The organism is Deltaproteobacteria bacterium (assembly GCA_017302835.1).
GTDB lineage: Bacteria > Bdellovibrionota > Bdellovibrionia > Bdellovibrionales > Bdellovibrionaceae > UBA2316.
In genome coordinates, this window is the sequence record JAFLCC010000004.1 from 137,748 (window position 1) to 150,043 (window position 12,296).

Sequence of the window (12,296 nt, forward strand, 5' to 3'; positions counted from 1 at the left end):
ACAGACCTTCGCTTTAGGGGTCAAAGCATAATGCAAGATTGCTGACTGGTCTCTCAATTGCGATGTATAAAAAATATGTTGAAAATAATGACAGGCTATTTTTGATCAGAACACAGGCAGGCTTTGTCTTTGACTAATTATGAAAATCAGAGGTAATCCTAACTTTATGAAAAATCCCAAAATCATCCCGGCAAAACCATCTTCAACCTCTGCTTTAAATAGACTTAAACTCGCGGCCTATTCAGCTCAAAAAAGTGCCTACGCCCCCTACTCTGGATATTTTATTGGTTCTGCCCTCGAAGATGCTACTGGAAATGTCTTTTCAGGTTGCAATATAGAAAACTCTTCCTATGGAGGAACGGTTTGTGCTGAACGGGTGGCTATCTGGAAGGGGGTTTCTGAGGGCATGAAACTTCCCATTAAAACCTTGATGGTTGTTTCATCGACTAAAGACAAATGGCCACCTTGTGGGTTTTGCCGACAGATCATGGCAGAGTTCTGTGATCCAAAAACCATTATCTACTTTGGAAATAAAAATAAGGAATTTAAGAAAATGACTTTTGCAAAGTTATTGCCTGAGGCCTTTGGGAAAAATTTTCTCTAATTTCTGCCATTTGACTCGCTATCTTTAAACCAAATTCTTTTTTCCTGCGTTATCGAAGCTTCATAATCTTTCAAACAAGTCTTGGCTGTCAGAATATCAACCTTTATTGGCAGATTAGATTCCTCACACCTTTCCCTGAGTAAATTAAGTTCTCTTGAATCCAACTCAGGCTCGCAGTCAATCCAAAGATCGATATCAGAATATTTTTTATGCTTCCCACTCGCTCGGGACCCAAATACGAAGATACTAAATGTTTTTTTGAATTTCATGGAATCTTTTAAGATTTCCTTAAGTTCCGCTTCAGCATTGGGAGATAAACCAAAATTAGTTTTCATTTATTTTTTTTTGCAAGATTGAAAACAATTCTTTAGCTAAGGGTAAGAATACCTTTGCCAGTTCATAACTTTTTTTCGCCAGTTTTTCACCGTACTCATGACTGGTTTCATTCCTTGATTTTTGAAACTCTAACCAAGCTTCCACACTTGAGATCCAACCCAACCGTCCCATCTCTCTAAAAGTGGCTTTGGGAGACTCCGCTTCGACTTCATAGTTTTTCAATGTACGTTGAGCTAATTTCCACATTAATTCATAACAATATTCAAACCTTTGAATTGTCCCATCTCTTTCCAAATCCGACGGTTTTTTTATACTTAAGGCCAATTCTAGATGAGCGAGTGCCTCTTTTGAGGGATTTAAAGATAATTTCATTTAATCAATCCTTCTTCATAAAAACTAAATCCCCATTTCATTTCTGTCAATAGCTATAAACTCAATTGCTTTATCGAAACCATGACACTTCCTCTGGCTTTCCAAAGATCTTGGAACTGAGTTATCTTTAGTTGTTTATCCTTTCCCTGACGGGCCTCCCATGGATCCATTAAGAAAATGTAATCCTTATTGATACTCTTGACCAAGCCATAATGACCAGCATCTTCATCCCACCAAGTAACAAATATAACTCGTTGCTCATGAAGTTTTTCATTTAACATTTCAATTGAGGCTTCTTTAGCTAGCTCGACAAAAAATCCATAATCAGCAGCTAGCTCTGCAATTCTCTCTGGTTGAGTGTATCCTAAAGCGAGAGTTCCTAATTTTTCTGCGAAGTGAAGTTCACCTAAAGAAATTCCCTTAAAATAACGATACATACTTTCAAAACAAGCCGCTCCACAAGTAAACTCCAAACTTTGTGGAACCTGAGGAAGATCTAAAGCTTCCACTTTATTTTTTTCGTTCGTTAAAATAAAATACGTAGTGATAACAAAAAGCAATGAAATTAGAAAATCATATAGAACAAAATCTTGGTGAAACCATAGTGACTCCAAAGGCTGAATGGCTAAGGCTGATATTAATGTAGGAAATTCAGCTGTGGCTATATCCGTTTGAGCATAGAGTTCCATCGTTGAATAATAGGCCCCGAACATACCAACACCCGATAACGTAGCCAATAAGATTGAATAGAAATCCCAAGAGCGAGACCAGGACAAGGAAGTGGACATGCCCATTTGCAAAAAACCATAGAAAATAATCGCCAGGGAAGGAGTTAAAATAGTGATGACTCTATTTTCATCATGCATGCTTTTTTTAATAAAATAATAACCAAAACAAAGTAGAAAAATTCCAGATCCCAAAATAGAAACTCCTAAGAGCCAATTTTTTTCGTGCTGAATATTTGTTCCGTAAATCACAAGTAAAACAATTGAGACCAAGGAAAGTAATTTTGATCTAAGTGTCGAAACCTGCCCTACCAAGGAGCCTAACAAGATCAACATGGGAACATCTATGTTTGAAAGTACGGATACGGCCGAGGCCGACAACCAGTAATAACTTATTGAAAAAAATGATAAGGCCAAACCTGCAATGAGCGCACGTAGGAACTGGGTTTTGATTGATTTGGGAATCAACGAAATATGATGATTAAACGCCCAAGCAAAAACAAGTAGTAAACAAATAACTCCTCGAAAAATTAAACTTTCAGAAACGGGGATTCCTTGTAGGGCTAGACCCCTCATCGATAAACCCGTAGCTGTCAAACACACAATCATCACCGTAGACCATTTTAGAAATGAACTCTTCATTCTTATGGGATAACCCATTTTATTGATGAATAATATTGATCTATTTTCACCGAAATCATTTATTTTTACTAACCATTTAATTTGACTCAAATCCTTTATTTGAAATGAGGTGACGCTGCCGTGACTACTTTTTTAGTAACCAATGAAATCAAAAGGTCCAGGGCCTGGGTACGAATTCGGTATTTAGGCCAGACGGCAACAATTTTATAATCGGCATCCCAACCACGGGGAATATAGGTTTCTATTTCAGAGCGATGGCTGTAAGCCAGAAAATCAGGAATCAGCGTCCAAACCTGACTGTGCCGCATGGCCTTGATAGCCACATCATAACTATCGTACATATTTACGATTTTTGGTTGCATCCGCAATCTTTGAAAAGCGGGATGATTTTCGCAATTCTCGATACCTTGTGCGGCCAAGGCCGCAATATAAGGATATTTTTCTAGATCCTCGATCCGTCGCTCATGCAAAAAGGGATGTCTTTTGCTGAAAGCTATGACCAGCTTTCCTTGATGCAATTGTTCTTGCTCGTGGTGAGGGCCTGACTGGGGGGAAAAACAAATCCCCATATCAATCTCTCCAGTTCCCACTCTGGCCAAAACCTCGCCCGATCTGAGAGTCTGAAGGGTCGCAGTTAAGGCCGGATGGGCTTGTTGAATCCCCATCCATGTCGGAGTTAAGAATTCAGAACAAAGGGTATGAGTTGCGGCAAGACGGTAATGCCCTCGCATGGAAGAAATTTCTGAAGATAACTCTTCACGAAGGCGCCCTGCTTCTGCCAGCAGAAACTCCGCCCGGTCTAAGAGGAGCTTTCCATGTTGAGTGAGTTTAATTTGACGGCCTTGTTTTTCAAAGAGAGTTCTACCGAACTCGTCTTCAAGGGCTGCGATGCTGTGGCTGATGGCACTGGGGGATATATTCAGAAATCGCGCGGCCTGTCCTATGTGTTGGCGCCTTGCTGTTTCGACGAAATATTGAAGCTGATCCAATTTCATGAAGACTCCTTATTAAATATTCAATGGTCACATCCATTGAAGTCTTTTTACCAATCATTCTATTTTTTTCAACAGTTATTCTGAAAATAGATCAGTTTTATTCATATATAAATTAAGGTACACCTTTTTTAAGTCATCACAGTTGTTACGCCGATGACTCAAATCCAGAAAGAAGGTGATATGGATATTATATTTAAGAATCAAGTCGACTATAAAGAAGCTTATGGAATCCTCTGTGGCTCTCTGCCGAAAAGGAATCTTCACCAGGGCCTTTCTCCCACATTCTGTCAAATTTTAAAAGACGGAAAAACCACTCCTCATGACCATTTCGAACCAGAAATTTTTTTCATCATGAAAGGCTTCGGGAAAATGATCATTCAAAATAAAAACCAATTAGTGTCTAGCGGTGATTTAATACAGATCCCCCCCTTTGCGAATCATCAGCTGATCAATATGGGGGATGAAACTTTAGAATTTTTGTCAGTTTATAGCGAAGATTATGAGGTTCCTGAAATTCCAAAAAATGTTTTGTTAACCGTAGCTCCACCGACTCCCAATGGACCTCTGCATTTGGGACATATCAGTGGTCCTTATTTAGCAAGTGACATCGTCGCTCGCTATCACAAATCTCAATCTGTCTCTTTACATTCCCACTGTGGAACGGATGATCATCAAAATTATGTTCATGAAAAATCAAATAACTTAGGAGTCCCTGTGGATGTCTTTCAAAAAAACACCAGGAACCGAATTTTAAAGGGATTGAGCCATCTGCAAATTCAGTTTGATGACTTTATCGAACCAAAATCAAATCACGCTTACCAATTCCAAGTTTTAAATTTGGTTAACAGAGCCGTCTCAAAGGACGTGATTCAAAAAGAATTTATTTCCCTGCCCCATTGTTCAAATTGTGATATCACCCTTATCGATGCTTTGGTAAAAGGAAGCTGTCCTCACTGCCTTTCGGCCAGCAGCGGAGGCTGTGAAAATTGCGGCATCGTCGTTCCCCCTCATGAATTGCTTTCACCCAAATGCAATCGTTGTGGGCGGAGTGCTCAGACAAAAAACATTGAGGTTTACACTTTCAATCTCGGCCACTACCTTCCCTTGATTGAATCGGACCTTAATGCTCTTCCTTTGTCCCCAAAAATCAGAGAGCTCGTTGGAAAGGTTCAAAACTTAAAGGAGGCTAAGGTTTTAGTTTCTCATCCTTCGAACAGTCAACGGGGATTAAAATTTCCTGAGTCCGATCAAAACATTCATGTTTGGTTTGAAATGGCGGCCCAGTATGAATCCTTTTCTCTTGGCTCTTCAACGTGGGTTCACTTCTTTGGGTTTGATAATAGCTTTCATTATTTATTATTTATACCCTCATTGCTAAAGGCTTTGAATTCAAAAACTAAACTACCAAATGCAGTGGTCACCAATGAGTTTCTATTGCTCGACGGATTAAAATTTTCAACGAGCCGGGACCATGCGATCTGGGCTGATGAATTTGCGGGAAATACAGATCATTTACGATTTTATTTAAGCTACCTTCGTCCCTCACAACAAAGTTCAGATTTTTCACTGAGTGAATTTCAACTATTTTCTCAGAATTTAGAAAAGCTTTTGCAGACAGCTAGGCAACGAGCTATCCATTTAAGTCGAGAAACCCATCCTGACTTGTCTTCTTCAGTAGCCCTTGAGTGCCACCGCTTAAAAAGGGATTTAGATTATTTATTGAGCCTCAATCAATTAGACATCCGACAGGCTGCTCGGAGGATCTATCAGTTTTTGGATCACACCGTGAACTCTTTTGGATTGCCTCAGGATGATTTCTTAAGGCTTCAGTCATTGGCAAATCATTTAACTCCCTTTATGCCAACAGAAGCCGCCAGGCTGTTGCCTGAGATTTGGAAAGACCAATTCTCAGGGAGTCCAACCAACGAGAACGAAGAGCTGGGGCAAAGTCATAGCCCCGGGGAGACCTCTGTATGAAATCCATGGAGTTTGATATGGCTATCATTGGTGGCGGATGTATCGGAAGCAGCATTGCTGCCGAATTGAGCCGCAGGGGATTTCGAAATGCCGTTTTAATCGATCAAGGAAGATCTACACAAAGCGCAACTGCCAGTTCCGGTGGAATTCTCAGAGTTTTCCATGAAAACCTTGATCATATGGAGTTAGCATTAAATAATTTAACTCATTTAAAAACCTATCAAGAGGAAGAGATTCTTAAAGAAAAAAACCAATTCAATGGCAGCCTTTACTTTTTTGCTTCCCATCGATTAAAATCCTTCGAAAAAAATTTTCATTATCTTGAATCTAAAAATTACCCATTTGAAATATTGAATTCAGACACAGGCTCAGAAAGATTTCCTGATTTTCTGTGGTCAAAAAATCAGCTTGCGGTCTATGAGCCCCTGGGCTCTCATCTTTCGCCTTTGCAATTTGCAACTGATTTATTGAATTTCAGTCAGAATTCAGGACTTACCCTTGTTGATGATTTCTCTGTTGAAAGATTTTGTTTTTTTCGTGATCGTTATAAAATTTTTAGCAGTGATGCCGTGATAACGGCCAAGACCTTAATTTTAGCCGGTGGAGCGCGCCTGGTTCCGCAGATGAAAGATCTGGGAATTAGCGATACCTTGAGTATTGAATCACTCAAAATCTATCGTTCTTCAAAACCAAATACTGATTTTCAACTTCCAAATTATTTTGACAGAGAAAATTTAGAGTTTGCTCGATTAGGCCATGGTTCTGAAATTATTCTATCCCATCTCAAGTCTCAACGACTATTAAATGTTTCTTGGAATGAAAGTTCTTTTACCGAAATCACGGCCAATGACTGCTATTCTCCAAACCGTCAAGGAGCCGCTGGCTTTTTAATGGGACACCCTCGCTTGTTACTGGCCACTGGCTGGGGAGGCACCGCCTTCAAATTTGCATTAGAAATTGGCCATCGAATAGGAAATCTCTTTTATGTTTGAATCAAATCGAAAAACCATGGTGGTGATTGGGGCTGGACCGAAGGGCCTGGCGACAGCGGTGAAAGCCAAGGTCCTTGAAGAATTTGGACTCCCTGTTGACCGAGTTATTTTGATAGAAAAAAACAAGGTCGCTGCCAATTGGTCAGGTGATTTTGGCTACACTAATGGAGAAATGAAATTAGGAACCTCACCCGAAAAAGATGTCGTTTTCCCTATCGAAACAGATGTGGGAGATCCCATTTTAAATCAGCAGATTCGCCACCGACTTTTACAATTTACATGGACTTCATTTTTGGTTGAAACCAATTGTTTTTCTGACTGGGTCGATCGTGGCCGTCCGGCCCCTTGCCACTTACAATGGGCAGGCTACTTACGATGGGTCTCTGAAAAACTGGAGCCACAAGTAAAAATACTTGTAGGTGAAGTCACGGCCATTGACCTTAATCCCACGGGCACTCGGTGGGAGCTTCAACTAAAAAATTCTCACGAAAAGATAGAGGCCGATCGATTGATGCTCACGGGGCCAGGACAAACACGCAAGGACTTTCTAGCCGAAGCTAAGACGCAAGATTTGCCTTCTGTTTTTGATTTGGAATCTTTTTGGGAGGCCATCAAAAATAATCACTTTCCATCCTATGGCCCCATTGCCATTGTAGGAGCCGGTGAAAATGCCGCCTCTGCATTGCTAGCTCTTTCAAAATACGCTCCGAATTTGCGAGTGGACATTATTTCCCCCAAAGGATTTATTTCTACACGCGCAGAAAATTACTATGAAAATCAATTTTATAGTCAGCCAGAACGACATCACTGGAGCGCTCTGGAAATAAAGGACCGCATTGACTTTATCGAAAGAACGGATTTGGGTGTTTTTTCAGTCCATGCGATGAATCTACTCAATGAGCAAGTCAGGCACGCCATTATTCCCGGCCGGGTGGTGGGAATATCCCACCAAGAAGAAAACGTTGAGGTGAAGATCAAGCAGGCTCAACAGATCTCCCTAAGATGCTACAAAACGGTTATTCTGGCCAGTGGATTTGATCAAGTGGCCACTTTAAAAAGCTATTTGTCGGAACGGGCTCTTGAAGCTTTAAAGAAGGCTTTGGGCGGACCTCTGATCCAAAAAGACCTGATGATGAAAATTCAAAATGATTTATCTGTGGAAGGAATGACCCCTTCCCTGCATTTACCCATGCTGGCAGGTCTCAGCCAAGGACCTGGTTTTACCAACCTAAGCTGCCTGGGGAAATTGTCTGACCGCATTTTCTTACGAGCAAGCTCCGAACAAAGAAAGAAGGTTTCTCATGAGTCATAAAATTGGCTTCGCAACTTCCCAACAACAATCCCAGATTGAATCTCTGCGCCTGCAAGAATACGCTCAAGCCAAGGGCTATTCTGTCGATCTAACAACGCTTAAATGGAAAGCCTCTGATGAGGACAGTTTTGTGATGTACGCCCAAATTGGAGAGACCTTGGTTTCGACCATGCGAGGTGAAATCATCAATGATCAAAGCCTTCTCGAGAAAAAATTAGAATGTCCTTTGGATTTTAAAGCCAAACTAGAATGGCCCGTTTTGTTATTGAGCCGAGCCGCCACTTTGAAATCACACCAATCCATCGGAATGAATTTACTCCTACGATATTGGTTTTTAAAATTCGCTGATTTTCACCAAATACCCTTGGTCTTAGGAACCTTTGTTGACGGCTCCCCCAGACAAAATACTCTTTTGAAAATGGGTTATCAATTTTTTGAAAACAAACTCGGTTGGCAACAATCTACCTACCGCTCGCACCGCCCCGTTATCATTGCCGCTCTCAATATGAAAACCCATGGAGTACAGGCTCAAGATTTTTGTAAAGCCCAATTATCAACAGATGCACAACAATTTAATTTTAAGGGAAACTTCCCAGAACTTAGATATGTGAGGAATATATGAATCGCCATAGCAACCAAAAAGGTTCTTATCAATTTGAAAAATTAGAAAGCCGTACCATGGAGTCCCGCATGTTAGCCAAACGAGCCCAAATGCGACTAGATGGTTTTCCCGATCTCTTAAAACGACATGGCTATCCTGGAAAGGGAAAGATCCTTGAAGTAGGTACGGCTCAAGGAATCCGTGCCCGAATCATGGCTGAACAATTTCCTGACTCTAAGGTCGTAGCCATTGATCGGAGTCCCGAATTATTAATCCCCGCCATTGAGGAAAATAAAGATTTAACTAATTTAAAATTCAAACAAGCGGATATTTATGATTTACCCTTTCCTGATGAAAGTTTTGATTTTGTCTATGCCCGTTTGGTTTTCATGCATCTTGACAATCCCCTTTTGGCCTTAACAAAATTGAAACAAATTTTAAAACCAGGAGGTCGCCTTCTCATTGAAGACGCTGATCGAGATTGCATGTTTTTCGAACCAGCACCGCAAAGCTTTCCAGAATTTTGGCGTCAAATTCAAGAAGGACAGCGACGCCTAGGCGGAGATCCCAATGTGGGGCGAAAGCTTGGCCCCTTGCTCACTCAAAGTGGATTTAAAAACACTCTCATTGAAGTCCAGCCTATACTTGGAAAAGGTGCTGATATTGATTTTTTAGTTCAAACATTAATGCCCAGTTTGAACGTCTATCTTGATCCCAAAGACCGGGATTTTGGAAAATCCGCCATCGCCGATCTGGCTCTCCTTGCAAAAAATCCACTGGCCCAGTTCTATCACTTCTGGTTTGTCGTCAGTGGAGAGAAATAGGCTGGCCTCGTCGAATACAAAACTGCATGTAAGCAGCTTAACTCGTACAAGCAAATATCCAAACAACTGTCTTTTTATTCAACATTATCGTCGGAATATTTTTGAAAAAGCGATAGCCCTTGTTTCAACTTGAATTCCCACCTAAATCTTTGGTTTTTGTCCTCACTCCGAAGGACTCCAAAACGTTTTGATAAATATAAGTCGTGATAATGTTAAACTCCCTTCCCCAACTCACGATTCTTGAATAGATCCGAGTCTCCCAAAACTTATTCTCCCTCACCGCCGGAGGGGCACCGCGTGGCTGGGGACACTTCGCCGTTTTCTGGCCGCCCACCGGCACTGACCCATGCCCCGCGGGCTGGCCTTTTTCCCCTGGTTGAAGCGGAAAATCTCTAAGGATATTCTGGGCTATATGACCAGCGGTCACACGAAAAAAGTTCTGCAAGGACTCGCGGGTCTTCCCTCTTACCAGCAGATGAATATGGTTGGTATTGATGGCTTTCTCATAAATGGAAATCTTAAACCGACCGGCAGCTTTCTTTAAGATACCCTGAATCATCGGTTGGTGTTTAGTCAGCTTGCGGGCACCGCGCGCGTAATCACTGCGCAGAACTAAATGCAAGGGTTCCTTAACAGATAGGGGTCGTTTCCTGCGCTGACGAGCCTTAGGAGTCTGACCTCCGTGCTCTTTGTAATTTTTCAAACGTTTTGGAGTGATGAGCGTTCTGGGATTTTTCAAAGTATTAATCAGTGACTTTGAGTTTGCTTGTGATTTCTTCATGAGGCTTTGGCAATGCAAAATTCAAAAACCTGCGCGGTGCCCCTGGGGGAAAGCTGAGCCACCTGGAAAACCGAAAAACGGAGGCTACCCTGCCCGAAAAAGCTAAAGTCCTTATTTCAATCTGAGAACTTACTTAAACATGCCTCTTCGCTATTGCAAATGGACAGATTGAGTGAAAGCTTCTTGCAGTGCCAGTTCATTGAAGGATCCATATTCAATTCCAGCTTCATCGGTTTCAAGATCTGCGATGAGTTTCCAAGGCCGAAAGAAATTCTCTCGCTCATAGATTCTAAGCCTTGCGGCTCCATTAAGAGCTTCATAGTCTTTAAAGAGCTCTCCCTGAGGGGTCGTAAAAGGAAGCAGCATAAACTTTTCTTTTGGAGCAAAGGCATCGATGATGACTCTTTGATTTTTTTTATTAATGGCATCCACATGCCATTTGCCAAAATGAATATCTAATTTTATTTTGTCGCCATCAGGAAACCTAAATTTATAATCCCGACCGAGATGGGAAACTCCTAACGTAAAGCCTTCAAAAACTTCACCAATACCCTTAATGTTAGGCATCCCTCCACCACTAGCTAGTTTCGTCGTTGGAGAATCTTTAAAATTATTTGAAACAATCCACGCCCACCATTTAGGAAAAGAACGTCCCCAGTTTCGGTCCTGATAACCATGAGCTTTATCTAATTCAATTCTTTCTCCATTAAAATTTATCCAACCAGTCATTTCCATATTTGCTTGGGCTGGATACCAATATATATTTGAGATCTCTGGAATAAACATGGTCCATCCCATAGCATTGAAACTCCAGGTTTTTTTAGTTTGAATGGACCAACTCACGTGTTCACTGGTCTCTGAAATAATATCTCCATGAAAAGAAGTGGGGGTGATGAGATTACCTGAGCTTGCCTTGAAAATAATATCGTCTTCTTTTAACTTACCCACATTGGCAACGAATTGATTGGGAAGAAATCGCTCCTCAACAATTTTCCTTCCTGAAAAATTACCGGCATTCACAAAAACCTTAGAGGACTCACGAGTTCCTAATTTATCCCAAGGATTTACCAACCCATAACAGAAGTAAAAAGATTTTTTTGTTTTTGGATCTACGACCTTAAAATACCACCACTCATACCAGTCATTGTGATCTTTTTCATTCCATAACAATTGATTGTATTTATCCTGTGTAAAAGACCGACTGGCTATCGATTCCTCTGTTTTAGATTGAGCTTTTGCCGATAGCGATAGCCATATTGGTAGTTGTAAAGCACTTGATAAACTCGACACTAACATTAAAGAAATAACTATTTTCATGACCTCATTTTTAAGTTTATGAAAACAAAAGTAAATCAATCCTTAAGTGCCTATTGAGTATTTATACTACATCTAGACTTTTGGCTTAATTTGTACTGATTTCTGGAATGAAGAGATTCTTTTTTTTCTGGCCACTCACTTTCAATAATGCTGTAGAGGTCTCCTATTTCTAATTTTCGTATGATGACATACTCGGGGGGTGCTAGCCAAAGTTCTAAATTATTTCCTAAACTTATTCGTTTTCGATTATTGAAAGCCCATTCGTGCAAGGGATCGTTGGCATCAAGATAAATGTCAGCTTTTAATCCACTCGCAATTGAAATAAGGTTGAAATGTCCATAGGGGCGACGTTTAGATTCTATTCTAATAACTTCTTCTGGCGGACAATAGTATTTTTCTAAGGGAAAAAATGAAATTAATTTTAAAATCTCACTTGGAGATAAATGAATGACTATATCGATATCATGAGTGAGTCTTGGTTCTCCATAAAAGATGGAGGCTATAGATCCAGTTACGAAGTAAGGGATGTCAATTAATTCTAGTGGGGCGATAAACTCGGTGTAAAATTCAAGTGGTTGCATATAAAAATATTTTCCTTACTTCTGCTTGAACCTGCTCTTCACTCCAATCAGGATGAATGGCTCTTATTCCAGCAGTTTTCAAAACCCATGCAGCTTCTCTTAATTTATGGAATTCTTTCCATTTCTGAGCATATGACATTTTTGAATAAATCTCTAATTGAACGGATTCTTCTTTTTTATAATTTTTTATATTATTGATCATAAGAAATTAATTTTCCATTCCAGTTTCAAAAAGGC

14 protein-coding genes are annotated in these 12,296 nt (G+C 40.5%); 6 read left to right on the forward strand and 8 right to left on the reverse strand.

All coding sequences use genetic code 11. From position 1 onward, the window contains the following. Window positions 1-166 precede the first annotated feature (166 nt). Window positions 167-604 (forward strand): cytidine deaminase, encoded by a 438-nt coding sequence (gene cdd, locus J0M15_05865; protein MBN8536559.1) that lies wholly within the window; start codon window positions 167-169, stop codon window positions 602-604. Here the strand turns inward: cdd and J0M15_05870 are convergent. The 4 genes from J0M15_05870 to J0M15_05885 all read right to left on the reverse strand — a co-directional run bounded on the left by J0M15_05870 (window position 601) and on the right by J0M15_05885 (window position 3,674). Further along, window positions 601-939, reverse strand: coding sequence for a nucleotidyltransferase domain-containing protein (locus J0M15_05870; protein MBN8536560.1), 339 nt, complete (start codon window positions 937-939; stop codon window positions 601-603). The genes cdd and J0M15_05870 overlap by 4 nt on opposite strands. Continuing rightward, complete coding sequence (locus J0M15_05875; GenBank protein ID MBN8536561.1) at window positions 929-1,312, reverse strand: nucleotidyltransferase substrate binding protein; 384 nt, start codon at window positions 1,310-1,312, stop codon at window positions 929-931. Before J0M15_05875 ends, J0M15_05870 begins: the two co-directional genes overlap by 11 nt. A gap of 53 nt (window positions 1,313-1,365) precedes the next feature. Further along, window positions 1,366-2,679, reverse strand: a complete 1,314-nt coding sequence (locus J0M15_05880) for a hypothetical protein (GenBank protein MBN8536562.1) — start codon at window positions 2,677-2,679, stop codon at window positions 1,366-1,368. A gap of 95 nt (window positions 2,680-2,774) precedes the next feature. Further along, window positions 2,775-3,674 (reverse strand): LysR family transcriptional regulator, encoded by a 900-nt coding sequence (locus J0M15_05885; GenBank protein ID MBN8536563.1) that lies wholly within the window; start codon window positions 3,672-3,674, stop codon window positions 2,775-2,777. Between the two features lie 180 nt (window positions 3,675-3,854). Between J0M15_05885 and J0M15_05890 the strand changes: the two genes are divergently transcribed. Genes J0M15_05890 through J0M15_05910 form a run of 5 tightly spaced genes read left to right on the forward strand, consistent with a single transcriptional unit; the run spans window position 3,855 to window position 9,380 of the window. Next, window positions 3,855-5,651, forward strand: coding sequence for a class I tRNA ligase family protein (locus J0M15_05890; protein MBN8536564.1), 1,797 nt, complete (start codon window positions 3,855-3,857; stop codon window positions 5,649-5,651). Then, a complete protein-coding gene (locus tag J0M15_05895; GenBank protein MBN8536565.1) occupies window positions 5,648-6,643 on the forward strand; it encodes an FAD-binding oxidoreductase in 996 nt (331 codons plus the stop codon). The genes J0M15_05890 and J0M15_05895 overlap by 4 nt, the downstream gene beginning before the upstream one ends. Then, complete coding sequence (locus J0M15_05900; protein ID MBN8536566.1) at window positions 6,636-7,955, forward strand: SidA/IucD/PvdA family monooxygenase; 1,320 nt, start codon at window positions 6,636-6,638, stop codon at window positions 7,953-7,955. The genes J0M15_05895 and J0M15_05900 overlap by 8 nt, the downstream gene beginning before the upstream one ends. Then, window positions 7,945-8,577, forward strand: a complete 633-nt coding sequence (locus J0M15_05905) for a hypothetical protein (protein ID MBN8536567.1) — start codon at window positions 7,945-7,947, stop codon at window positions 8,575-8,577. Before J0M15_05900 ends, J0M15_05905 begins: the two co-directional genes overlap by 11 nt. Further along, window positions 8,574-9,380: a methyltransferase domain-containing protein gene (locus J0M15_05910; GenBank protein MBN8536568.1), complete on the forward strand. Its 807-nt coding sequence runs from the start codon at window positions 8,574-8,576 to the stop codon at window positions 9,378-9,380. Before J0M15_05905 ends, J0M15_05910 begins: the two co-directional genes overlap by 4 nt. Window positions 9,381-9,504: 124 nt before the next feature. On the opposite strand, the gene J0M15_05915 is transcribed toward J0M15_05910, so the two are convergent. The 4 genes from J0M15_05915 to J0M15_05930 all read right to left on the reverse strand — a co-directional run bounded on the left by J0M15_05915 (window position 9,505) and on the right by J0M15_05930 (window position 12,261). After that, window positions 9,505-10,161: a transposase gene (locus J0M15_05915; protein ID MBN8536569.1), complete on the reverse strand. Its 657-nt coding sequence runs from the start codon at window positions 10,159-10,161 to the stop codon at window positions 9,505-9,507. A gap of 150 nt (window positions 10,162-10,311) precedes the next feature. Continuing rightward, window positions 10,312-11,478 (reverse strand): hypothetical protein, encoded by a 1,167-nt coding sequence (locus tag J0M15_05920; protein MBN8536570.1) that lies wholly within the window; start codon window positions 11,476-11,478, stop codon window positions 10,312-10,314. Between the two features lie 50 nt (window positions 11,479-11,528). Continuing rightward, on the reverse strand, window positions 11,529-12,059 hold the full coding sequence (locus J0M15_05925) for a hypothetical protein (GenBank protein ID MBN8536571.1): 531 nt from the start codon (window positions 12,057-12,059) through the stop codon (window positions 11,529-11,531). Next, window positions 12,046-12,261, reverse strand: coding sequence for a hypothetical protein (locus tag J0M15_05930; protein ID MBN8536572.1), 216 nt, complete (start codon window positions 12,259-12,261; stop codon window positions 12,046-12,048). Before J0M15_05930 ends, J0M15_05925 begins: the two co-directional genes overlap by 14 nt. Between the last annotated feature and the right edge of the window lie 35 nt (window positions 12,262-12,296).

Excerpts from the sequence above, each read along its gene's own strand:
- J0M15_05870 (MBN8536560.1), bottom strand. The coding sequence starts at position 939 with ATGAAAACTAATTTTGGTTTATCTCCCAATGCTGAAGCGGAACTTAAG.
- J0M15_05925 (MBN8536571.1), bottom strand. The coding sequence starts at position 12,059 with ATGCAACCACTTGAATTTTACACCGAGTTTATCGCCCCACTAGAATTA.
- cdd (MBN8536559.1), top strand. The coding sequence starts at position 167 with ATGAAAAATCCCAAAATCATCCCGGCAAAACCATCTTCAACCTCTGCT.
- J0M15_05920 (MBN8536570.1), bottom strand. The coding sequence starts at position 11,478 with ATGAAAATAGTTATTTCTTTAATGTTAGTGTCGAGTTTATCAAGTGCT.
- J0M15_05885 (MBN8536563.1), bottom strand. The coding sequence starts at position 3,674 with ATGAAATTGGATCAGCTTCAATATTTCGTCGAAACAGCAAGGCGCCAA.
- J0M15_05930 (MBN8536572.1), bottom strand. The coding sequence starts at position 12,261 with ATGATCAATAATATAAAAAATTATAAAAAAGAAGAATCCGTTCAATTA.
- J0M15_05900 (MBN8536566.1), top strand. The coding sequence starts at position 6,636 with ATGTTTGAATCAAATCGAAAAACCATGGTGGTGATTGGGGCTGGACCG.
- J0M15_05890 (MBN8536564.1), top strand. The coding sequence starts at position 3,855 with ATGGATATTATATTTAAGAATCAAGTCGACTATAAAGAAGCTTATGGA.
- J0M15_05895 (MBN8536565.1), top strand. The coding sequence starts at position 5,648 with ATGAAATCCATGGAGTTTGATATGGCTATCATTGGTGGCGGATGTATC.
- J0M15_05905 (MBN8536567.1), top strand. The coding sequence starts at position 7,945 with ATGAGTCATAAAATTGGCTTCGCAACTTCCCAACAACAATCCCAGATT.
- J0M15_05910 (MBN8536568.1), top strand. The coding sequence starts at position 8,574 with ATGAATCGCCATAGCAACCAAAAAGGTTCTTATCAATTTGAAAAATTA.
- J0M15_05915 (MBN8536569.1), bottom strand. The coding sequence starts at position 10,161 with ATGAAGAAATCACAAGCAAACTCAAAGTCACTGATTAATACTTTGAAA.
- J0M15_05880 (MBN8536562.1), bottom strand. The coding sequence starts at position 2,679 with ATGAAGAGTTCATTTCTAAAATGGTCTACGGTGATGATTGTGTGTTTG.
- J0M15_05875 (MBN8536561.1), bottom strand. The coding sequence starts at position 1,312 with ATGAAATTATCTTTAAATCCCTCAAAAGAGGCACTCGCTCATCTAGAA.